Annotated in this window: 17 protein-coding genes and 1 tRNA gene; 11 read left to right on the plus strand and 7 right to left on the minus strand. The window is 58.8% G+C overall.

Annotation, left to right across the window (positions count from 1 at the left end; all coding sequences use genetic code 11):
* Positions 1-52 precede the first annotated feature (52 nt).
* The 7 genes from menC to GBK02_RS08630 all read right to left on the minus strand — a co-directional run bounded on the left by menC (position 53) and on the right by GBK02_RS08630 (position 8,969).
* Positions 53-1,021, minus strand: a complete 969-nt coding sequence (gene menC / locus GBK02_RS08600) for an o-succinylbenzoate synthase (protein ID WP_203466273.1) — start codon at positions 1,019-1,021, stop codon at positions 53-55.
* Positions 1,018-1,845: a 1,4-dihydroxy-2-naphthoyl-CoA synthase gene (gene menB / locus GBK02_RS08605; RefSeq protein ID WP_203466274.1), complete on the minus strand. Its 828-nt coding sequence runs from the start codon at positions 1,843-1,845 to the stop codon at positions 1,018-1,020. The genes menC and menB overlap by 4 nt, the downstream gene beginning before the upstream one ends.
* 75 nt (positions 1,846-1,920) lie before the next feature.
* Positions 1,921-2,232, minus strand: coding sequence for an acetolactate synthase small subunit (ilvN, locus tag GBK02_RS08610; protein ID WP_203466275.1), 312 nt, complete (start codon positions 2,230-2,232; stop codon positions 1,921-1,923).
* 1 nt (position 2,233) lies between these two features.
* Positions 2,234-3,904 (minus strand): acetolactate synthase large subunit, encoded by a 1,671-nt coding sequence (ilvB, locus tag GBK02_RS08615; RefSeq protein ID WP_203466276.1) that lies wholly within the window; start codon positions 3,902-3,904, stop codon positions 2,234-2,236.
* 307 nt (positions 3,905-4,211) lie between these two features.
* Positions 4,212-6,719 (minus strand): diguanylate cyclase domain-containing protein, encoded by a 2,508-nt coding sequence (locus GBK02_RS08620; protein ID WP_203466277.1) that lies wholly within the window; start codon positions 6,717-6,719, stop codon positions 4,212-4,214.
* 167 nt (positions 6,720-6,886) lie between these two features.
* On the minus strand, positions 6,887-8,419 hold the full coding sequence (locus GBK02_RS08625) for a fumarate hydratase (protein ID WP_203466278.1): 1,533 nt from the start codon (positions 8,417-8,419) through the stop codon (positions 6,887-6,889).
* Between the two features lie 13 nt (positions 8,420-8,432).
* On the minus strand, positions 8,433-8,969 hold the full coding sequence (locus GBK02_RS08630) for a TIGR00645 family protein (RefSeq protein ID WP_226408763.1): 537 nt from the start codon (positions 8,967-8,969) through the stop codon (positions 8,433-8,435).
* A 253-nt stretch (positions 8,970-9,222) separates the two neighbouring features.
* On the opposite strand from GBK02_RS08630, the gene acs reads away from it, so the two are divergent.
* The 11 genes from acs to GBK02_RS08685 all read left to right on the plus strand — a co-directional run bounded on the left by acs (position 9,223) and on the right by GBK02_RS08685 (position 23,318).
* Positions 9,223-11,184 carry an acetate--CoA ligase gene (gene acs / locus GBK02_RS08635; RefSeq protein ID WP_203466280.1) on the plus strand — a complete coding sequence of 654 codons (1,962 nt, stop codon included), beginning with the start codon at positions 9,223-9,225 and terminating at the stop codon, positions 11,182-11,184.
* A 171-nt stretch (positions 11,185-11,355) separates the two neighbouring features.
* Positions 11,356-11,550 (plus strand): hypothetical protein, encoded by a 195-nt coding sequence (locus GBK02_RS08640; RefSeq protein ID WP_203466281.1) that lies wholly within the window; start codon positions 11,356-11,358, stop codon positions 11,548-11,550.
* 1 nt (position 11,551) lies between these two features.
* Positions 11,552-14,263, plus strand: a complete 2,712-nt coding sequence (locus GBK02_RS08645; RefSeq protein ID WP_203466282.1) for a sensor histidine kinase — start codon at positions 11,552-11,554, stop codon at positions 14,261-14,263.
* A gap of 17 nt (positions 14,264-14,280) precedes the next feature.
* Positions 14,281-14,652, plus strand: coding sequence for a response regulator transcription factor (locus GBK02_RS08650; RefSeq protein ID WP_203466283.1), 372 nt, complete (start codon positions 14,281-14,283; stop codon positions 14,650-14,652).
* Between the two features lie 68 nt (positions 14,653-14,720).
* Positions 14,721-16,883: an exonuclease domain-containing protein gene (locus GBK02_RS08655; protein WP_203466284.1), complete on the plus strand. Its 2,163-nt coding sequence runs from the start codon at positions 14,721-14,723 to the stop codon at positions 16,881-16,883.
* A gap of 1 nt (position 16,884) precedes the next feature.
* Positions 16,885-17,946: a DUF294 nucleotidyltransferase-like domain-containing protein gene (locus GBK02_RS08660; RefSeq protein ID WP_203466285.1), complete on the plus strand. Its 1,062-nt coding sequence runs from the start codon at positions 16,885-16,887 to the stop codon at positions 17,944-17,946.
* Positions 17,947-17,990: 44 nt separating this feature from the next.
* Positions 17,991-19,931: a DUF294 nucleotidyltransferase-like domain-containing protein gene (locus tag GBK02_RS08665; protein WP_371810516.1), complete on the plus strand. Its 1,941-nt coding sequence runs from the start codon at positions 17,991-17,993 to the stop codon at positions 19,929-19,931.
* 2 nt (positions 19,932-19,933) lie between these two features.
* On the plus strand, positions 19,934-20,629 hold the full coding sequence (locus GBK02_RS08670; RefSeq protein ID WP_203466286.1) for a PolC-type DNA polymerase III: 696 nt from the start codon (positions 19,934-19,936) through the stop codon (positions 20,627-20,629).
* A gap of 19 nt (positions 20,630-20,648) precedes the next feature.
* The gene (locus GBK02_RS08675) at positions 20,649-22,676 is read left to right on the plus strand and encodes a sodium:solute symporter family protein (RefSeq protein WP_239002952.1); all 2,028 of its coding nucleotides are present in this window, start codon (positions 20,649-20,651) and stop codon (positions 22,674-22,676) included.
* Complete coding sequence (locus GBK02_RS08680) at positions 22,673-22,924, plus strand: DUF4212 domain-containing protein (protein ID WP_203466288.1); 252 nt, start codon at positions 22,673-22,675, stop codon at positions 22,922-22,924. The genes GBK02_RS08675 and GBK02_RS08680 overlap by 4 nt, the downstream gene beginning before the upstream one ends.
* Before the next feature lie 303 nt (positions 22,925-23,227).
* Positions 23,228-23,318: transfer RNA gene (locus tag GBK02_RS08685), tRNA-Ser, on the plus strand.
* Positions 23,319-23,352 lie beyond the last annotated feature (34 nt).

Raw genomic sequence — 23,352 nt, forward strand, 5'->3', positions numbered from 1 at the left:
CGATTCGAAATATCGAACATTGCCGCGGTCGACCGCGGCAATACCGCAAAATCTAGCGTCCCGGCCAGCTTGTCGCGGGCTGGAATCCCAGTCCATCGAACATTGGTAAATCAAGCTTGCCACGATGAATCGCCGGGCCGACGCCGGTGTCGCTGGCAAACCAGTCGGCGGTGGCCAGGCCATGGATCGAATCCGGTGTCAGTGCCGCAGCCAGATGAGCTACCGCCAGCAAGCCGCAGGCACTTTCCAGGCTGCTGGTGAAAATGCATTCGACACCCGCAGCGTGAGCCTGCAGTACCGTTTCGATACAGGCCAGCAGGCCGCCGTGGCGGGGGGGCTTGATGATCAGGCGCTGGACGGCGGGGGCGGCCATGAACTGCCGGTCAATCAGATGGAAGGATTCATCGATGGCGATCGGGAAACGACTGGTCGCCTGAAGTTCGCCCAGCATCGCCAGTGTCGGCATGCGCAGAGGTTCTTCCAGACCTTCGATCGGCAATTCGGCGCAGGCGGCAATGAAGTGCCGCGCCTCGGCCATCGACCAGGCGCCGTTGGCATCCAGGCGCAACTTCAGGCCATCCGGCAAGTCTTGGCAGCGTTGTTGCAAGGCTGCGATCTCGTCATCGAGCGAGGCGTTGCCGACTTTGATCTTGATGACCTGGAAGCCAGCATCGGCGGCATCCTTCAGTGCGGCTGGCGGGGTATGCAAAATTGCCCCGAGTACCGCGTTGACCGCAACGTGCTGGATAGCCGGCCGGCCACTCAACCAGGCGTTCAGCGCCAGGTTGGCGCGCTGGGCGGCGAGGTCGAGCTGGGCGCATTCTTCGGCAAAGTCGCTGGCGGCTTGCGCTGTGATGCCGAACTCAGGCCATGGCGCACAATCGCCCCAGCCGGTTCGGCCATCTGCCGTCTTCAGGCGCAACAGGCGCCCATCGCGGTGCTGGAAAACGCCCCGGCTGGTGTGCCAGGGCTGCTTGAGCGGCAGGCTGTACGGCAGCCAGTCGGCCGCAAGCGGTCTCACGGGCGTTTGCGGAATTTGCCGAAATCGGGCGGGCGACGTTCAAGCCAGGCATTGCGGCCTTCTTGGCCTTCCTCACTCATGTAGAACAGCCCGGTGGCGTTGCCGGCCAGTTCCTGGATGCCGGCCAGGCCGTCGGTGTCGGCGTTGAAGCCGGCCTTGATCATGCGCAGCGCCATCGGTGAAAGTTGCAGCATCTGGCGGCACCAGTCCACCGTTTCGGCTTCGAGCTGGTCGAGCGGTACGACGGCGTTGACCAGCCCCCAGTCGAGCGCCGTGGCGGCATCATATTGACGGCAGAGCAGCCAGATTTCCTTGGCCCGCTTGAGGCCGATGGTCCGGGCCATCAGCCCGGCGCCCAGGCCGGCATCGAAGCTGCCGACACGCGGACCGGTCTGGCCGAAACGGGCGTTTTCGGCGGCAATCGACAGGTCGCAGACGAGGTGCAGGACATGGCCGCCACCAATGGCAAAGCCGGCAACCATCGCAACCACCGGTTTCGGACAGCGGCGAATTTGCATCTGCAGGTCGAGCACGTTGAGATGCGGCGTGCCGCCTTCGTCGATATAGCCTTCATCGCCGCGCACTTTCTGGTCGCCGCCCGAACAGAAGGCTTCGCCGCCGGCGCCCGTCAGGATGATCGCACCGATGCTGTTGTCGTGATGTGCCCGGTGAAAGGCATCGATCAGCTGGCTGACCGTTTCGGGACGGAAGGCATTGCGTTTTTCCGGGCGATTGATCGTGATCCGGGCGATACCTTCGGCGGTGTCGTAAAGGATGTCGGAATAAGTCTGGGCGCTTTGCCAGTCGGGGGTGCGGTTCGGCATGGTTTGTCGAAAGAGATGGGACAAGCGGCAAGTATAGCCTTGCCGCTTGTCCCCGGGCTTTGATACTGAGCAGTCTCAAGCCTGGAAGAACGGCTCCAGTTGAGCAAAGACCGGATGTTCGCCGGCATGGCGGTGGACCGCGATGACATCGACCAGTTTCTCGGCTTGCTTGATCATTTGCGGCAGCCGGGAGTCTTCGTTGACCAGCAGCCAGATGCGGCTGCGTTCGCCGTTGCCGACCGGCATGCAGAGAATGCCTTCGACGTTGTAGGCGCGGCGTGAAAACAGGCCGACGACGTGGGACATCACGCCGGGATGATTATTGACATCGATTTCCAGCACGGCGCGGGCGATGGCTTGTTGTTCGTTGCGGTTGATGGCGTTCATCTCAGTTTCCAATCATGTCGTGGTTGGCTGCACCCGGCGGGACCATCGGGTAGACCTTCTGTTCGGCGTCGATGCTGGCGTGGATCAGGCAGGGGCCGGGGCGGGTAATCGCTTCCTTCAGCGCAGCCGCCGGATTGCTGGCCAGATCAAGGTCGACCGCAGCCATACCGAAACCCTCGGCGACCTTGATGAAATCCGGCATGCCCTTGAATTTCGACGCAAACAGGCGTTCACCGTAGAACAAGGTCTGCTGCTGGTGCACCAGGCCGAGAACGGCGTTATTCATCACGACAATTTTGAGATTGACGTTTTCTTCCGCTGCCGTGACCAGTTCCTGGATATTCATCAGGATCGAACCATCGCCGGTAAAGCAGACCACGGTGCGCTGCGGTTCGGCCAGGGCAGCACCAATCGCAGCCGGTACACCGAAGCCCATCGTGCCAAGGCCGCCGGACGTCAGCCATTGACGCGGACGGCGCAGCGGGTAGCCTTGGGCAACCCACATCTGGTGCTGACCGACATCGGTGGCGACGGTGGCCTGGTCGTCGAGGCAGGCAGCAACTGCCTTGATCAGGCCGAAATGCGAGCGGGGATTGTCGGCTTCCGGCATGTTCAGCGGGAAGTCGGCTTTCAGCGTGTTGATGCGGTCGACCCAGGTTTCACGTTGATTTTGATTGACGGCCGGCAGCAGGCGGTTCAGTGCTTCGCCGACATCGGCAGTGATCCCGATGTGCGCCGTCTTGATCTTGTCGAGTTCGGCCGGATCGATATCGATGTGGATGATTTTCGCGTTACGGCAGAAGGCGGCGACCTTGCCGGTGGCCCGGTCGTCGAAGCGGGCGCCGACGGCGATCAGCAGGTCGCATTCGTCGAGTGCCAGATTGGTGTAGCGGGCGGCGTGCATGCCGAGCATGCTGAGCGAGAGCGGGTGATCGACCGGCATGGTGCCGAGCGCCATCAGGGTCATCACGGTGGGCAAATTGGCCTTTTCAGCCAGGTCGACCGCGACAGCCGCCGCGCCGGAGTGAACCACGCCGCCACCGAGGTAAAGGATGGGCCGTTCGGCCGCGTTGATCATTGCGGCGGCTGTGGTGATGGCTTCGGCATCGGCCGGGGCGCAAGGCACGGCGCGACCCGGTGCCGGCCATTGGCCAATCTCGATCGCCTGGGTCTGGACATCCTTGGGGATGTCGATCAGCACCGGGCCGGGGCGGCCGGAGGCTGCCAGTTCAAAGGCGCGCGGCACGACGTCGAGCAGTTCTTCAACCGAGGAAACGAGGAAGTTGTGTTTGGTGATCGGCAGGCTCAGGCCGTAGGTGTCGACTTCCTGGAAGGCATCGGTGCCGATCATCGCGCGCGGTACCTGGCCGGTGATTGCGACCAGTGGAATGGAGTCGAGCTTGGCATCGGCGATGGCCGTCAGCAGATTGGTCGCGCCCGGCCCGGAGGAGGCCATGCAGACGGCGACTTCACCGGTGGCACGGGCCATGCCCTGGGCGATGAAACCGGCCCCCTGCTCATGGCGGGCGAGTACATGGCGGATTGCGGTCGACTGGCTGAGCGCATCGTAAATCGGCAGGATTGCGCCACCCGGGTAGCCGGTGACGATGCGGATGCCCTGGCGTTCGAGCAGGCGTATGGTGATCTGGGCGCCGCTGAGAGTTTCTGTCATGGAGATTTCCTTTGGGTTGTTGGCTCAACCGGCGGGCTCCAAAACAAAACCCCCGCCGGTTTGCGCCGGCGGGGGTTGGGGATTCTGTGCTCTTTCTCTTACCCGACCCGCGACGGCGCGTGCGCAATGACGACGCTGACGACGACACGTACGACGACCGGGGCGACTGCGTGCGCAGCAGCTGAACGGAGGGTACGGGAAGTTGGCATGGGATTTCAGGTATGAAAATAAAAGCGAGGCCAGACTATCGCCGAGGCTGGAGAGAAAATCAAGCCCTTTGCCGAGCGCCTTGCGCAAGGGGTCAAATTCAGGCGTTTGATCCGTCGACCGCAGCAAGGGGCTCGTTCGCGCAGCGAATGGCGTTGCGTCCGGCCTGCTTGGCTTGGTACATCGCATTGTCTGCCGCACTGAGCAGGGCTTCGGGATCGTTGTTGTTTTCTGGAAAGAAGGCGATCCCGATGCTGCTGCCTATTGTGGCGGTTGTCGTGGCTAGTTCGATCGGGGCCATCAGTGCGGTGTTCATTTTTTCGGCAATGAGCAGCGCATCTTGCTTGCTGTGCAGATTTTGCAGGATGACCGTGAATTCATCTCCGCCGAGACGGGCAACAGTGTCGCTTTCACGGACCAGTCCTCGCAGCCGGTGGCTGACTTCGATCAGGACAATATCCCCCATCGCATGTCCGTATTGGTCGTTGATCGCCTTGAAGCGATCAAGGTCGATGAAGAGCAGGGCGCCAAACGTTTCGTTGCGTCGTGCAGAAATGATCGCCTGCTGGAGTCGGTCATGAAAGAGCGCACGGTTCGGCAAGTCGGTCAGCGCATCGTAGTGGGCCATGTGGCGTACTTGCATTTCCATGGTTCGGCGTCTGGAAATGTCTTCAACGATGCTGATGTAGTGACTGATCTTGTTGTCGTTATCGACCAGTGGCGTGACGATGGCGTGTACCGGGAAGACGTGGCCGTCCTGATGCAGGAACATCAGTTCTCCATCAAATGCATTTCCCCCTGCGGTCATTTCCTTGATTTCAGAAAGCTGTGCCGTATTTTTCATGTCGCCCTGGAACAGGGCTGGCGTCTGCTCCAGGACATCCTGCTGGCTGTAGCCACAAATCCGGGTGAACGCGGGGTTTGTCCAGATGATGCGGTGCTCGGCATCGCTGATGAAAACAGCTTGTTCGATACCGGTCAGCGCAGTGTTGAACAGGGCGAGCCATTCTTGCTGCAAGGCTGATTCCAGCGAGACGGAGAGGCGGCTGGCAATGCCGGCCAGACGCTGCTGGCTATTGGCCAGCAAGGGGGCATTCTTGCTGTAGAGCGTCAATGTTCCCCAGGTTTTTTTCTCGAGCAGCAAGGGGAGCGTGATGGCTGACTGGACGCCAGCCGCCAGTGCAGCCTGGGCATGTTGTACGGCAATGCTCGGATCAATGTGGCTGATCTGCCGGTAGCCGCTGCGAATGACGGCCGAGACCGGGGGCCAGCCTGATTCATGGTTGTTCCAGTGTTGCGGCAGATCGGCTGTATCGAGAAAGTGTTGGGCGGGCATTTCTGCCTTGGCAACGACGGTGATTCTTCCGTCGCACTCTGCCTTGCCGATCCAGGCGCCGGCCAGGTTGAATACCGGCAGGATGTTGTCGCAAAAAATCTGGGCAACAATGGTGGAGTCCATCTGCCATTTGAGCAGCACGCTATCCAGGTGGCGAAAAATCTCATCGATGGCCTTGGTCTGGTGTGCTTCAGTGACGTCCTTGGCGTAGACGGCCACACTGGTTGCTTCACCTTTCTGGTTAAAAACTGGATAGATGGTGTTTTCAAAATGCGTACCATTGCGGTCATCCCGAAGAACCAGTGGTTCACCGGTAGCAAGAACCTGTTCGGAGGCTTCGCGGCGAGATTGGGCCAGCAACGGCGGGAGGATGGCAAAAAAATCGATGCCGAGCAGTTCTTCAGGTTTTTTGTTGAAACGCTGGGCGCCAAAGAAGTTGATTGCCTTGATTTCACCGCTTTTACCCAGCAGAAGAACTGACTCGGAGGTTGCATCGATCAGCGTCTGCATCCTGATTTTGGCATTTTTGAGCTCGGACTCGATCTGGCGGATACCGTAGGCAATCGCGCTGGCAACCATCAGCAGCAACAGGCTGGCAAATGTCGCACGCATGAGTACCTGCCGGGTTTGTTCGGCAATGATTCGATCAATGTCGTCAATGTATATTCCCGAGCCGATGACCCAGCCCCATGCATCGAACTTCTTGACGAACGAAAGCTTCGGGGATTTTTCGGCAGATATTTTTCCGTCGGGCAATTGCTTGTGCCACAGGTAGCGAACCAGCCCTTGGTTGGAATGATTGGCGACCTCCTGGAAGGCATGGAAAATGTTTTTCGAACCGGCGACGTCAATGAATTCATTGCTGTCGCCATAACTGATCTGGAGTGCCGAATTAAACGTTGCCCCATCCAGCAACAAGCCCTCCAGCTCCGGTTGAACCGGGTGCATGACCATCTGGGGGAAGGGCGCGCCGAGATCGTTGATCCAGAAATAATTGTTGTCGCCATAACGCATGGCACGAATAGCTTCGCTGGCATTGTGCTGCGCTTCGGCTTTGCTCAGTTTGCCGGATTGTTCCTGGCTGCTGTAGTGAGCCAGTACGGCGTGCGCTGTTTCGACGACTTGCCGGGTTTGAATGGTTTTCTCGCGCAGCAGCGATGTCCGCAACATCGAGGTGTCGGCAAGGTAGGCGGCAACCGTACTGATCAGGAAGAGCACGACGATGATCCAGATCCGGTTGTGGATACTGTTTCCGGGCAGGTTGAGTTTCATGGCCTGAGGTGCTTTTTGCAGTCTGGAACGATGTTTCGGCTATTTCTTGTTTAACTCTATTCAGCGCCTTCCACTGTCTTTTCGTCAAGCCAGGTTCGTGATCTGGATCATGTTTGGCCAATAAAAAAGCCCGGCTTGTGCCGGGCTTGATTTGACGTTGCCGAGGTTCAGGCAGAAGCCTGTTTCTTGGCAATCTTGATTTGCCATTCCTGCGGGCCGGTGGTGTGAACCGAGGTTCCGGAGGAGTCGACCGCAACAGTCACTGGCATGTTCTGGACATCGAATTCATAGATCGCTTCCATGCCCAGATCGGCAAAGCCGACGACCTTGGCCGACTTGATGGCCTTGGCCACCAGGTAGGCAGCGCCGCCAACAGCCATCAGGTAAGCCGACTTGTTGTCCTTGATCGCCTCGATGGCAACCGGGCCGCGTTCGGACTTGCCGATCATCGAGATCAGGCCGGTCTGTTCCAGCATCATGCGGGTGAACTTGTCCATCCGGGTGCCGGTGGTCGGGCCGGCAGGTCCGACGACTTCGTCACGCACCGGGTCAACCGGGCCGACGTAGTAAATGACGCGATTGGTGAAGTCGACCGGCAGCTTTTCGCCCTTGGCCAGCATGTCGGCGATGCGCTTGTGGGCGGCATCGCGACCGGTCAGCATTTTGCCGTTGAGGAGCAATTTCTGGCCCGGCTTCCAGGCAGCAACCTGTTCCTTGGTCAGGGTGTTCAGGTCAACAGCGGTGGCCGCCTTGAGGTCCGGCGTCCAGGTGACGGCCGGCCAGTCTTCCAGCTTCGGTACTTCCAGCTTGGCCGGACCGGAGCCGTCGAGGTGGAAGTGGCAGTGGCGGGTTGCTGCACAGTTCGGGACCAGCGCGACCGGCAGGTTGGCTGCGTGGCAGGGGTAATCGAGCACCTTGACATCGAGTACGGTGGTCAGGCCGCCGAGGCCCTGGGCACCGACGCCGAGCGCGTTGATCTTTTCCATCAGTTCGAGGCGCAGTTCTTCCGGACGGGTCAGCTTGGCGCCGGTGGCAGCTTTTGCTTTCAGTTCGTGGATGTCGACCGGTGCCATGATCGACTCCTTGGCCAGCAGCATCGCCTTTTCCGGCGTGCCGCCGATGCCGATGCCGATGATGCCGGGCGGACACCAGCCGGCACCCATTTCCGGAATCTTCTTGAGGACCCAATCGACGAGGTCGTCGGACGGGTTGAGCATGGCAAACTTGGACTTGGCTTCCGAACCGCCGCCCTTGGCTGCACAGATGACTTCAACGTGGTGGCCCGGGACGAGCTCGAAGTGGACCACGGCCGGGGTGTTGTCCTTGGTGTTCTTGCGGGCGCCGGCAGGATCGGCCAGCACCGAGGCGCGCAACGGATTGTCTGGGTTGCCGTAGGCGCGACGCACGCCTTCGTCGATCATCTGCTGGATGCTCATCGTCGCATCCGGCCAGGTGACCTGCATGCCGACCTTGATGAAGACCATGCCGATGCCGGTGTCCTGGCAGATCGGGCGGTGGCCTTCGGCAGACATGCGCGAATTGGTCAGGATCTGGGCAATCGCATCCTTCGCAGCCGGGGATTCTTCGCGGTCGTAGGCCTCACCGAGTGCCTTGATGTAATCCAGCGGGTGGTAGTAGCTGATGTACTGAAAAGCATCGGCGACGGACTGGATCAGGTCTTCCTGTTTGATAGCGGTCATGCGCAACTCCGGGTCAGTGGTGTTTTTGGTGTTGAAGGGCGAGGGTCTGGGTCATGGTCTTGTCGACAAGCGCCATGGCCAGGGCGGAGAAAAGGAATACGACGTGGATGATCACCTGCCACATCAGGGTGTGCTCGCTCAGATTGGCGGCATTGATGAAACTTTTCAGCAGGTGGATCGACGAAATGCCGATGATCGCGGTCGACAGCTTGATTTTCAGTACGCCGGCGTTGACGTGCGACAGCCATTCCGGCTGGTCCGGATGGTCTTCGAGGTCCAGGCGGGAAACGAAGGTTTCGTAGCCGCCGACAATAACCATGACCAGCAGGTTGGCGATCATCACCACATCAATCAGACCGAGTACGACCAGCATGACTTCGGTTTCGCTGAAGTGGGCTGTATCAAATGCGTTGTGTACCAGGTGGCTCAACTCAACCATGAACAGCCAGCAATAAACGATCTGGGCGACGATCAGGCCAATGTAGAGAGGGGCCTGTATCCAGCGGCTGGCAAAAATGAATGATTCGAGAAATTTGATCGGTGAACGCATCACGGAAAGCTTTTGGAATTGGGGGCGAAAGTTTAGCACGCAGCCAGCAGAATGCCGGGATATGCCAAATTGCTGCGGCGCAGCGTGCTTTCGTAAGCGCTTTGTAAGATTATCGACGTCTAATGCCGCCTCAACGCTGGCGAGGGGAGTGGGTTTGTTCTCCAGCTTGCGCGGCTTTAACCATTCAGCATTTACTGCTGAATATGATCGGTTGTTTCAACATAAATTGCGAAGTACCGCAGAGGAGAAGAATATGTCGAATGAGTCCGTGCAGCTTATTTATCCATCAGAAGAAATGGTCAAGAACGCGGCAGTTTCAGGGATGGATGCCTACCGCGCACTGTGCGCGGAAGCGGATGCCGACTACCCGGAATTCTGGGCCAAGCGCGCCCGCGAATTCATCACCTGGAAGCAGCCTTTTACCCAGTCGCTTGATGAATCCAATGCCCCGTTTTTCAAATGGTTTGCCGACGGCAAACTGAATGTTTCTTACAACTGCCTCGACCGTAACGTCGAAGCCGGTCTCGGTGACAAGGTTGCCCTGATCTTCGAAGCCGACAACGGCGAAGTGACCAAGGTCACGTACAAGGAACTGCTCTCCAAGGTTGCCAAGTTCGCCAATGCCCTGCGCGGCATGGGTGTCAAAAAGGGTGATCGCGTCGTCATCTACATGCCGATGACCGTCGAAGGCATCTGCGCCATGCAGGCTTGTGCCCGCCTCGGTGCCATCCACTCCATCGTTTTCGGCGGTTTCTCCGCCCAGTCCCTGCGTGATCGTATCCACGACGCCGGCGCTGTTGCCCTGATTACCTCCGACGGTCAATTCCGCGGCGGCAAGGCCATCCCGCTCAAGCCGATCGCTGACGAAGCCTTCGCCATGGGTGGTTGCGAGTCGGTCAAGAACGTCATCGTCTTCAAGCGCACTGGCGCCGAAGTCAACATGGTTGCCGGTCGTGATACCTGGTTGCACGACGCTGTTGCCAACCAGTCCGACGTCTGCGAACCAGAATGGGTCGAAGCCGAACACCCGCTGTTCCTGCTCTACACGTCCGGCTCTACCGGCAAGCCGAAGGGTGTCCAGCACTCCACCGGCGGCTACCTGCTGCACGCCATCATGACCATGAAGTGGACCTTCGACATCAAGCCGTCGGACGTCTTCTGGTGTACGGCCGACATCGGCTGGGTTACCGGTCACACCTACATCACCTATGGCCCGCTGGCCTGCGGCGCCACCGAAATCGTATTCGAAGGCGTGCCGACCTACCCGGATGCAGGCCGTTTCTGGAAGATGATCCAGGATCACAAGGCCACGATCTTCTATACCGCACCGACCGCCATCCGTTCGCTGATCAAGTCTTCCGACACCAATGCCGCTGTGCATCCGAAGAGCTACGACCTGTCTTCGCTGCGCATCCTCGGTTCCGTTGGCGAGCCGATCAATCCGGCAGCATGGACGTGGTACTACGAGAACGTTGGCGGCGGCCGTTGCCCGATCGTCGATACCTTCTGGCAAACCGAAACCGGCGGTCACATGATCACCCCGCTGCCGGGCGCAACCCCGCTGGTTCCGGGTTCCTGCACCCTGCCGTTCCCGGGCATCCAGTTCGCCGTGGTCGATGAGACCGGTGCCGACCTGCCGTGGGGCCAGGGCGGTATCCTGGTCTGCAAGAAGCCGTGGCCGTCGATGATCCGCACGATCTGGAACGATGACGAGCGCTTCGTCAAGTCGTACTACCCGCAAGACTTCCAGGGCAAGTACTACCTGGCTGGCGACGGCGCGATCCGCGACAAGGATACCGGCTACTTCACCATCACCGGCCGTATCGACGACGTGCTGAACGTTTCCGGTCACCGCATGGGCACGATGGAAATCGAATCCGCGCTGGTTGCCAACCCGCTGGTTGCCGAGGCCGCTGTTGTTGGCCGTCCGGATGACCTGACCGGTGAAGCCATCGTCGCCTTCGTTGTGCTCAAGGGCCAGCGTCCGACCGGTGACGACGCCAAGCGCATCATCAAGGAACTGTCTGACTGGGTGGGCAAGGAAATCGGTCCGATCGCCAAGCCGAAGGACATCCGTTTCGGTGACAACCTGCCGAAGACCCGTTCGGGCAAGATCATGCGTCGTCTGCTGCGTGGCCTGGCCAAGGGCGAGGAACTGACGCAAGACACGTCTACGCTGGAAAATCCGGCCATTCTCGAACAGCTCAAGGGCTGATCGGCGAAAGGTCGGGGTGGAGAGTGCGGCTTGCCGTGCTCTCCTGCCGATTAAAGGCGAGGAGGAGTCAATGGGCGCCATCAGGCAGCCCCCACAAGTAGTCGATACAGGCTACGCCTTAACGGCTGGCACGCTTGGCGTGCCAGCCGTTTCCTTTTTTGGAGCCAGTGCTTGAAACGTATCAACCCCGTTCGGCAGCGCCTGGCTGCGCTTGGCATGCTGGGCTTCGCCGGGCTCAATTTCCCGCTGGTCGGTCTTTCGTCTGGCGATTGGTTGGGTATGCCAGCCTCTTATCTATATCTTTTCGGGGGATGGGGCGGCCTGATTCTGCTGGCTGCCTGGCTGGCCGAAAGGCGAGGCGGCTGAGATGCTTTCGGGTTGGTTCATTGCGCTTGTTGCCACGGTTTACGTTGCAGTTCTGTTTGCCGTCGCTCGCTTTGGGGATGCCCGGGCGGATGCCGGCAAGTCAATTATTTCGGCCAATGTCTATGCCTTGTCGCTGGCCGTATATTGCACTTCATGGACTTTTTACGGCAGCGTTGGCCGGGCCAGTACTGGCGGCCTTTCATTCCTGACCATCTATATCGGGCCGACGTTGATGTTGCTGTGTGTCGGGGTGATCATCAAGATGATCCGCATCAGCAAAACGCAGCGGATTACGTCGATTGCCGATTTCATTGCTTCGCGCTACGGTAAAAGCCAGTTGCTGGCCGGTCTGGTCACGGTGATTGCCGTCATTGGGGTCGTGCCTTACATCGCCCTCCAGTTGAAGGCCGTTTCGGCCAGCCTTGCTGTGCTGTTTGCAAATTCGGATGCAGGGCTCTTGCCGTGGTGGCTTGATTCAACCTTTGTGGTGGCTGCCGTACTGGCTCTTTTTGCCATTCTTTTCGGGACACGGCATCTGGATGCCACCGAACGCCATGAGGGCATGGTGGCCGCCGTTGCTTTCGAATCCGTCGTCAAATTGCTCGCCTTCATGGCTGTTGGTATTTTTGTCACCTACAGTTTGTTCGACGGTTTTTCGGACGTTTTCCGCCGGGCGGCAGCTTCTCCCGAGTTGGCGCGCTTGCTGCAACACGATTCGGCCCGTTCGGGCACGTGGACCGCGCTGATTCTGGTCTCCGGGCTGGCGATCATTTTTCTGCCGCGCCAGTTCCAGATCATTGTGGTCGAAAACGTCGATGAAGCGCATCTCAAACGAGCCGTCTGGCTGTTTCCGCTCTATCTGCTGCTGATCAATATTTTTGTCCTGCCGCTGGCACTGGGCGGCTTGCTGCATTTCCAGGGACAGACGGTCAATCCCGATACCTTTGTGCTGACGCTGCCCATGGTGCATGGTGCCGAAGCACTGGCCCTGCTGGTTTTTGTCGGTGGTTTGTCCGCCGCCACGGGGATGGTAATTGTCGAAACCATCGCATTGTCGACCATGGTCTGCAACGATCTGGTTATGCCATGGTTGCTGCGGTCGACCCTGCTGAAAGGGGAAAAAAGCCAGGATCTGTCCGGCTTGCTGATTGCCATTCGGCGAATTGCGATCGCCCTGATCCTGCTGCTGGGCTACATCTATTTTCGGGCTGCCGGTGAAGCTTATGCGCTGGTCGGCATTGGTTTGATTTCATTTGCTGCCGTTGCCCAATTTGCGCCAGCCATGTTTGGCGGCATGTACTGGAAACAAGGGACGCGTTCAGGGGCCATCGCCGGTTTGCTCGGTGGCTTTGCAGTTTGGGCTTATACCCTGCTGCTTCCCTCATTTGCCAAATCGGGCTGGATCGCGCCGGATTTTGTCGAACACGGCTTGTTCGGGATCGCCGCATTGAAGGCCCAGGCTTTGTTCGGACTGGCCGGCATGGACGAGATATCCCACTGCCTGTGGTGGAGCTTGCTGGTTAATACCGGGCTGTATGTTGCCGTTTCGCTGAGCTCGCGCCCGAGCGCCGTCGAAGCTCGGCAGGCTGAACGTTTTGTCGACGTCTTTCGCCATTCATCTCCGCTGGCTGAAGCGCGTTTGTGGCGTGGCCAGGTTTCGGTTGAAGGGCTGGTCGGATTGCTGGAGCGCTTTCTCGGGCCGCAACGTGCGCATCAACAACTGGATCTTTACGCTGCGTCGCGTGGTGTGCATGTCTGGCGCAAACTGCCAGCCGATGCCGATTTCGTTCGCTTTGCCGAAGCCGAGCTGGCGGGAGCGATCGGCTCGGCCAGCGCCCGGGTGATGGTTGCTTCGGTGGCCCAGGAAGAAGATCTCGGTTTGGACGAAGTGCTCGATATTCTCGATGAAGCGTCGCAGGTGCGGGCTTATAGCCGCGATCTGGAAATCAAGCAGCAGGAGCTGGAAGCGGCGACTCAGGAATTGCGCGAGGCAAATGAGCGTTTGCGCGAGGTCGACCGCATGAAAGACGATTTCATTTCAACGGTGACCCACGAACTGCGTACGCCGCTGACGTCGATTCGCGCCTTGTCCGAAATGCTGCATGAAGATCCCAAGCTGGAACTGGTCGAACGGCGGCGCTTTCTCGGCATCATCGTTGGTGAAGCCGAGCGTCTGACACGGTTGATCAACCAGATCCTGGACATGGCCAAGATGGAATCGGGACATGCCGAATGGACCAGCAGCGAGGTTGATGTTGGTGAAGTCGTGCGTGAAGCCATCGAGTCCCTGGGCCAGCTTTTCCGCGAAAAAGGCGTTCGTCTCGACAGCGAAATTGCGCCCGATATTCCGAGGGTGCTGGCGGATCGGGATCGCCTGACGCAAGTGATGATCAACCTGTTATCGAATGCGGTGAAATTCGTTCCCGGTCAACGTGGACAGGTTCGTGTCAGGGTGACGGCAGATACTGGGCAGGTTCGAGTCGAGGTTTCAGACAATGGCCCCGGCTTGACGGCTGACGAATGCAATGTCATTTTTGAAAAATTCCGTCAGGGTGGGAATACACTGACCGACAAGCCGCAGGGAACCGGGCTGGGTCTGCCGATCAGCCGGCAGATCGTTGAATTTTTTGGTGGTAATCTCTGGGTTGAAAGCCGACCCGGAGACGGTGCGAATTTCATTTTCACGGTGCCCTTGCCGGCATCGGAGGAATAACAAGGGAGACAAAACGCATGCCTAAAAAAATCCTTATCGTTGACGACGAACCCAATATTGTCATTTCGCTCGAATTCCTGATGAAAAAGGAAGGTTTCGAGGTAGCGGTCGCCGGTGATGGCGATGAAGCGCTGGGCAAGGTAGCCAGCTTTGCGCCGGATCTGATTTTGCTCGATGTCATGATGCCGAAAAAATCCGGATTCGAAGTGTGTGAAGCTTTGCGCGCCGACCCTGCCCATGCCGCCTTGCAAATTGTCATGTTGACGGCCAAGGGGCGTGACACCGAAGTCGCCAAGGGCCTGGCCATCGGTGCCGATGCCTATGTCACCAAACCATTTTCGACCAAGGATCTGGTGGCGCGCGTCAAGAGCATGCTCGGCACCGCCTGAGTTGCCCTGCGCCGGTCGACCACCGGAACAGGCCGAAATTCCGACGAATATTTTCCGGATTGGCTGTCATGAAGGCTAAACACCGTTTTATCGCTGCTGTCGTCGTGCTCGGGTTGTTGATGACCGGGCCGTTTGTCGTCACTTCCTTGCTGGTCTGGCTCGACATGAAAGATGCCGAGCGGGAGTTACTGACCAACCTGCTGCTTTCCCGCCTGCCGGTTGGTACCGTGATGACGCTGTTCGGGTTCGTGCTGGGCGTGCTGGTCCTGCACAGGCTGTTCAAGCAGTACGTCGAAGGCCTGTTGCGCATGGCTGAAACACTGCGTTTGATGCTTGGCGCCAATCGCAATTTTCGCGTCACGCCGGAGGGGCCGCCGGAAGTCCAGCAGTTGGCTCACGCCGCCAATGACCTGGCGCAGCAGCGCGACGAGTTGATGGATGACGTTGACGCCCAGATTTCGCGTGCCAAAGCCTCGGTCGAGGAGGAGAAAAACCGCCTCGCCGCCTTGATGTCCGAACTGGCACAGGCCGTTGTCGTGTGCAATCTCGATGGCCGTATCCTGCTCTACAACAACCGGGCACGCCTGCAATTCAAGGCGCTGGCCCAAGGGCCGACATCGGTTGCTGGCGGTGCGTTGATCGGTCTCGGTCGCTCGATTTTTTCGATTCTCGAAAAGAACCAGGTCGAACATGCCCAGGAAGTCATCAGCCAGCGCTTGCACGGCGGCAAGACGGCGATGGCCAATTTCATCACCACAACGCGCGGTGGCCAGTTGCTGCGCGTCCAGATGGTTCCCGTGCTTGCCGCATCGGCAAGCGAAGGTGAACCCGGCATGTCCGGTTACGTGCTGACGGTTGAGAACATTACCCGCAGCATGGAGCAGGAAGCTAGGCGCGATCAGGCCCTGCATTCGCTGACCGAGGGCAGTCGTTCGGCGCTTGGCAGCATTCGTGCAGCGGTGACCAACATGATCGACTATCCGGACATGGAAACCGAGTTGCGCGAACGCTTTGTCCGGGTTGTCGACGATGAGGCTGCCAAGATGAGTCAGCGGCTTGATCTGACCATGGCCGAGTTCTCCGATTCGATGAAAACCCGCTGGCCGCTCGAAGATATTCTCGGTATCGATATCATTGCCGCAGCCCAGCGGCGGATCGAAGACAAACTCAAATTGCCGATCAAGACGGAAGAGCTTGACGATGCGCTCTGGATCAAGGCCGATAGTTTTTCACTGGTTTTTGCGCTGCTTTCGCTGGCTTCCAAGTTGCAGGATCACTACGAGCCGCGCGAACTGCGCTTCCGTCTTTCATCCGAGGGGAAACTGGCTTACCTCGACCTGATCTGGGCCGGCCCGGCCATGTCGTCCGAAACTTTCTACACCTGGGAAATGGAGTCGATGCAGGTCGGTGACGAGACTTCGCCATTGTCGCTGCGCGACGTGATCGACCGGCATGGCGGGGAAATCTGGTATCAGCGGGAAAAGGCCGCGCATCGGGCTTTCTTCCGTTTCGTGCTGCCGGTCGCCATTCCTGAGGCCGGGCTTGAAGAGGATGAGCGCAAGCGCGGTTCCGGACGGCCCGAATATTACGATTTCGATCTGTTCAATTTTCAGGACAAGACGGTTGATCTCGACCGCAAGCTGAGCGAGTTGACCTACACCGTTTTCGATACGGAAACGACCGGGCTGGAGCCGTCGAATGGCGATGAAATCATCCAGATCGGTGCGGCGCGGATCGTCAATAATCGCCTGTTGCGCCAGGAAAACTTCGACCAGATCATCGATCCGGAGCGTCCGCTGCGTCCGGAGGGAATTCCGATTCACGGCATCACCGAGGACATGGTGCGTGGCAAGCCGACTATTGACGGTGTTCTGCCGGCCTTCCACGAGTTTTGCGAAGATACCGTGCTGATTGCCCACAATGCCGCTTTCGACATGCGCTTCCTGCAACTCAAGGAAGAACGTACCGGCCTGCGTTTCTCGCAACCGGTGCTGGATACGCTGCTGCTTTCGGCCGTCGTGCATCCGAATCAGGAATCGCACAAGCTCGATGTGATTCTTGAGCGTCTCGGCATTCATATCGAGACGCGCCACAACGCACTCGAAGATGCGCTGGCAACCGGGCAGGTCTTCCTCAAACTGGTGCCGCTGCTGGAACAGAAAGGTATCGTGACGGTTCGCCAGGCGCTCGAAGCCTCCGAAAAAACCTACTTTGCCCGGATCAAATACTGAGGTGAAAGACGTTCTCGAACAGTGGCTGCCTTGCCAGCAATTGACCCGCCTCGATCGCGATCTGGCCCTGCTCGACGATGTTTCCAAGGCCGCAGGGCTGGCCGGTGAGGTGCGACGGCTGTCCTCGGCGCTGGCGGCAAGCAGTGCCGGCGGCACACAACTGACGCGTATTATTTCGTGCCTGAATGACCGGTTGACCGCGAAAGTCGTTGCTTTGACCGCCCGGCATCACCGTTTGCCGCCGGTCGAATGGTGCTGGCTGGCGCTTGGTTCGGAGGGGCGCCAGGAACAGACTTTCCTGACCGATCAGGACAACGGCCTGATCTTCAATGCCACCAGCCAGCAAGAGGCGGATGCCTTGCGCGAGCTTTTTTTGCCGTTCGCCGAGGCTGTCAATCAGCGTCTGGCCGAGTGCGGTTTTCTGCTGTGTCCCGGGAAAATCATGGCTGGCAATCCGGCCTGGTGCCTGTCGCTGGATGAATGGCGCGAGAAATTCATCGACTGGGTACGCCGCCCCGATCCGGCCGCCTTGCTCAACGCCAGTATTTTCTTCGACTTGCGACCGCTCTACGGCACGCTTGAACTGGGTGAATCGTTGCGGACGCTATTGCTCTCGCTGACTGTTGATACGCCAGCGTTTCTTCACCTGATGGCGGCCAATGCCTTGCATGCCGAAGTGCCGCTCAATTTTCGCGGCGAAGTGGCGCTTGAGGAACACGGTGAGGTCGATTTGAAAAAATTCGGCAGCCGGATTTTTGTCGATGCCGCACGAATTTTTGCGTTGGCTTGCGGCGAACGCTCGGTGAATAGCGCGGAGCGCCTGCGTCGGGCAGGGCCGGCCGCCGGTTTGCTCGAAAGTGAGATTGCTGCGGTCGACGCCGCTTTTTCGCATGTTTTACGCCTGCGCTTGTTGCAGCAAGCAGCCGATGCGGCAGGTGGCAAGGTTGTCGGTTATGGCCTGAGGCCGGCAAGCCTGCATGAAATGGACCGGGCCATCCTGCGTGAGTCGCTCAAGCTGGCGCGCCGCCTGCAGCAGCGTCTCAAGTTAAACTATGCACTCTAATAAGAATTGAGGTTGCCGTGAGAACGCAGCAAGCAGACGAACAAGTGGCCGTTGGCCAGGTGGAAGCCAATTTGCGTCAGGAAGGACGCCGTCGCGTCGCCGGGAATACCCTGGCTTTCCTCAAGAATCATGCGCCATTCAGCAAAATGGGCAGCGCCGCGCTGCAATTGTTTGCCGATCAGGCGCAACTGGCGTTTTATCCGGCAGGCAGCGAGATTGTCGGCCCGGATGCCGGTAATGTCCGTTACTTTTACCTGATCGAGTCCGGTCAGGTGCAGGCCCGCCAGGCCGGTGAGGTGACCGTTACGGAATATTCCATTCTCAGCCTGCAAGCCGGGGAAAGTTTTCCGATCGGTGCGGTGACGGCAGGGCGCCCCTCGACCAATACCTACACCGCGCTGGAAGACACTTTCTGCTACCAGTTGCCGGCTGAGTTCTTCATGCAATTGATGCAGACCAGCCCTGAGTTCAACCTGTTCTGCACGCGTTACATCGCCAGCTTGCTCGACCAGTCGCGCCAGCAGTTGCAACTGCAGTTTGCCCAGCGGGCCAACGAGCAACAAACGCTTAACTCGCCGCTGGCCGGCATTGGTTCACGTTCGCCGATTACCGTACCGCCCGATACGGCCTTGCGTACTGCGCTGGAGACGATGTCGCAGGCTGGTATCGGTTCCTTGGTGATCGCCGATGCGGACAGCAAGCCGGTCGGTGTGTTTACCCGCACAGATCTGCTCGACCGTGTCGTGCTGGCCAATGTGCCGCTCGAAGCACCGATCAGCCAGGTCATGTCGGTCACGCCATTCATGCTTGAAGAACATGCCACGGCCTACGATGCCATGCTGGCCATGGCAACGCACGGGATTCGCCATGTGCTGGTGACGGATGCCGAAGGCAAGCTGACCGGCGTTGTTTCCGAGCGTGATCTCTTTGCGCTGCAACGCGTCGGTCTGCGCCAGATTCGCCAGTCGATCGATGGTGCGCCCGACGTTACAAGCTTGCAGCAATCCGCCGCCGATGTGCGTCAGTTGGCGTTCAACATGCTGGCGCAGGGTGTGGGTGCCGAGCAATTGACCCAATTCATTTCGGCGCTCAACGATGCGCTGACCCGCCGCGTCATCCAGCTCAATCTTGGCAACCATAATTTCGATGGTATCGAATGGGCCTGGCTGGCGTTTGGTTCCGAAGGGCGTGACGAGCAAACTTTCAGCACCGACCAGGATAACGGCATCGTTTTCGATCCGCCCGATGCTGACGCGGTCGACGCACTGAAACAGCGTTTTCTGGCGTTCGCCCGGGATGTGAACAACGACCTTGATCGCTGTGGTTTCCCGCTGTGCAAGGGCAACATCATGGCCAGCAACCCGCAATGGTGTCTGTCGCTCAACGAATGGAAGGCGCAGTTCAGCGACTGGGTGCGCATGCCGCATCCGGACGCCTTGCTGAATGCGACGATCTTTTTCGATTTCCGGCCGCTCTACGGCCAGAGTGCGCTGGCCGAATCGATGCGCGTGCACTTGCTGGTCCAGACCGCAAGCAGCCCGATGTTCCTGCGTGCGATGGCCAAGAATGCACTCGATGTCGAGCCGCCGCTCGGCAAGTTGCGTGATTTCCTGACTGATCTGGAGCCGGGGCAGCCGGGCAAGATCGATCTGAAGAAATACGGTTCGCGGATCTTTGTCGATGTCGCCCGGATTTACGCACTGGCCGCCGGCGTGCACAACACCAATTCGATTCAGCGTCTGCGCCTGGCTTCCAAGCGCCTGTCGATTCGTGACGATGAGATCAATGCCGTGCTTGAAGGCCTCGACTTCATCCAGTTGCTGCGCCTGCAGCACCAGTATCTCGAAGGCGAGCCGGGTACCCAGGGCGATAACCTGATCAATCCGGATAGCTTGAACGAGCTGGATCGACGCATCCTCAAGGAATCTTTCCGCCAGGCTCGCAAGCTTCAGACGCGCTTGAAACTCGATTACCAGGTGAATTGAGCATGATCAGCCTCAAGAAATTTCTTTTCAAGGCCGGTTCGCTCGAACATTTACCGGGAGATGTTCGTCTTTCGCTTGAAAAGTGGCGAGCCAGCAAGCCGCCCGAACTCGACGAGGTGCATTTTCATACGCGCTATATCGTCATCGATATCGTGACCAGCGGCACCAAACCGGAAAGCGACCGGCTCCTGAGCATTGCGGCCACCTGCGTGCGGCAGGGCGTGATCGTGCCGGAGGATTCCTTGTTTATCGATCTGACCAGCCTGGAGCAGCATCAGGCGGCTACGGAAGAGGGGCTGGAGCAGGGTGCTGCGGTCGACCGGCAGTTGATGGCTTTTTTGCAATTTGCCGCCAAGGCGCCGCTGGTCACTTATCACGTTTCCTACGTCGGCGGTTTCCTGCAGCAGTTGTTCAAGGAGCGCCTGGGCGTCGATTTTCAGCCGCAATGGGTCGATATGGCCTGGTTGCTGCCGGCCATGTTTGCCGAAAAGAGCCACAGCATCATGCCGCTCGACCAGTGGCTGGATGCTTTCGGCTTTGCCTCCGGGGTCGGACGGCGCGATGCGATGGACAACACCTTGATGCTGGCGCGTCTCTTCCAGATGCTGCTTGTTCGGGCGGCGGACAAGGATGTCGACACGGCGTTGCGCCTGGTCGAAGAGTCGCGCGCCAGCAGTTTCCTGCGTCGTACCCATTAGCCGCCGAATGTTCGGCCAGATGACCCGGTTGCAACGTTACTACCTGAGTTACACAGGGGGTTTCCTGTTGTTTATCGGCGTGCTGGCCGTGCTTGAGCAGCACGGCATGCCACCGCGCTGGATCGGCTACGCCTTCCTGTTTTTCACCATCTTTCTCTATGCCGCCATCGGCATCATGAGCCGCACATCGGATGTTTCCGAGTATTACGTCGCGGGTCGCCGGGTGCCGGCTTTTTTCAATGGCATGGCAACGGGGGCCGACTGGATGAGCGCGGCCTCGTTCATGGGGCTGGCGGGTACCCTTTATCTGTCGGGACACCAGGGGCTGGCCTTCGTGATCGGCTGGACCGGCGGATTCGTGCTGGTTGCCTTGTTGCTGGCGCCGTATTTGCGACGTTTTGGCGAATACACCATTCCCGATTTTCTCGGGGCTCGCTACGGCGGCAATGCAATTCGCCTCGTCGCCGTGGGCGCGGCTATCCTGGCCTCCTTTGTGTACGTCGTAGCGCAGATTTATGGGGTCGGGGTAATCACCAGCCGGTTTGTCAGTCTGCAATTCGAAATCGGGGTTTTCCTCGGCCTGGCCGGCATCCTGGTTTGTTCGTTTCTGGGTGGCATGAAGGCGGTGACCTGGACGCAAGTCGCCCAGTACGTCATTTTGATCATCGCTTACATTACCCCGGTAGCCATCCTTTCCTACAACGTCACCGGCAACCCGGTGCCGCAACTGGTTTACGGACAAGTGCTGCAGGAGGTTACCCGCCTTGAACATCGCCTGTTCAATACGCCGGCGGAAATCGAGGTGCGCAACCTTTATCGCGAACGGGCCGATCTCTACGCCCAAAAGATCATGCAATTGCCGCAATCATTGACGCTTGAACGGGAGAAGTTCTCGGCCGAGATCAATCGTCTGAAAGCCAGCGATGCGCAGATGAAGGATATCGTCGCGGTCGAGCGCCTGCGCCGCGATTTGCCGCATGACCCGGATCAGGCGCGTTCGCAGTGGGAAAATGCGATGTTTTCGGCCGTCGACCGCGGCAAGATGCCGACGCATCATGCCGAGGCTTTTCCGGGGGAAAGTGATGCCGAACAGATGGCCATGCGGCTCAATTTCATGGCCCTCATCTTTTGCCTGACAATCGGCACGGCGGCCTTGCCCCATATCCTGATGCGCTATTACACGACGCCAACCGTGCGGCAAGCGCGCGAGTCTGTTTTCTGGTCGCTCCTCTTTATCTTGCTGCTTTACATTACCGCCCCGGCTTACGCCGTTTTCGCCAAGTTCGAAGTGTTCAGCCATCTGGCCGAAATTCCGCTGACCAAGTTGCCCGGCTGGGTTGCGGCCTGGAGCAAGGTCGGCCTGGTCAACATCGAAGATATCAACGGCGACGGCATTCTCCAGTTGGCAGAACTGTCGATGAATCCCGATGTGATCGTACTGGCCACCCCGGAAATTGCCGGCATGCCTTACGTGGTATCGGGTCTGGTTGCCGCCGGTGCGCTGGCCGCTGCCTTGTCGACGGCCGATGGCTTGCTGCTGACCATTACCGGCGCACTGTCGCACGACGTCTATTACCGCATCGTTCGGCCGGATGCTTCGACCCAGTTGCGTCTGGTCATCTCGAAGTCATTGCTGCTCGTTGTGGCTGTGCTGGCCGCAACGGTTGCGGCGCAAAAACCCGGAACGATCGTCTCGATGGTTGCCTGGGCGTTCTCGATTGCCGGGTCGGCATTTTTCCCCGCGCTCGTGCTCGGTATTTTCTGGAAAGGGGCAAGTCGGATCGGCGCCCTGGCCGGGATGGTGCTCGGTACCTTGTTGACGCTTTACTACATCGTTCGGGTTGAATTCAACGAAATTCCCTGGTTGGGGATTTCCAATCTGCACATGGAGCCGTGGCTGTATATCCAGTCAACCTCGGCCGGTGTTTTTGGCGTCATCGCCGGATTCATCACCATCATTCTGGTCAGTTTGCTGACCCCGTCAGGCGATAGCGCTTCCGCTTTCCTCAAGGGAATTCGGCGTACCGAACAGAGGAGTGGGCGTTGAAGCATCCCGATGAGGCTTACTGGCTCAAGACACGACGCCTGACATTCGCTTTGCTGTTTGTCTGGATTGTTGTTACGTTCGGCGCCAGCTGGTTTGCCCGGGAGCTCAACGAGTTTTCCCTGTTCGGTTTCCCTCTGGGCTTCTATATGGGGGCGCAAGGGGTGATTTTCATCTACCTCCTGATCATCTGGTTCTACAACCGCCAGATGCGTCGCCTGGAGCGCGAATTCGGGATTGATGACGAATAGCCTGCTTTTCCTGCTCTCGGCCGTCAGGGCCATTAGCGAGATGCTGGGCCTGTGCTTGCTGGCACAGGCTGCCATGTATGTGCTACTAGGGCATCGGCGAGGGGTAAATCCAATTTACCGACTATTTTCGCTGTTGACCGCAGCACCCAGAAAAGTGGCCCGGATATTCCTGCCCCGGGCGCTGAGTGAACCCCTGGTCGCTGTTTTCTGCTTCCTGGTTTTATTCGCAATCTGGCTTGGATTGGCCATTTTGCGAAAATTCATTTGACCAAACCCAAACTCCTGCTACAATGCGCGCCTCTTGGAGCGGTGGATGAGTGGTTTAAGTCGCACGCCTGGAAAGCGTGTGTGGGTTAATAGCCCACCGCGGGTTCGAATCCCGCCTGCTCCGCCAAGACAAATGAAAAACGGCCCTTCAGGGCCGTTTT

Origin of the sequence: Dechloromonas sp. TW-R-39-2 (genome assembly GCF_016864195.1) — a bacterium.
Taxonomy (GTDB): Bacteria; Pseudomonadota; Gammaproteobacteria; order Burkholderiales; family Rhodocyclaceae; genus Azonexus.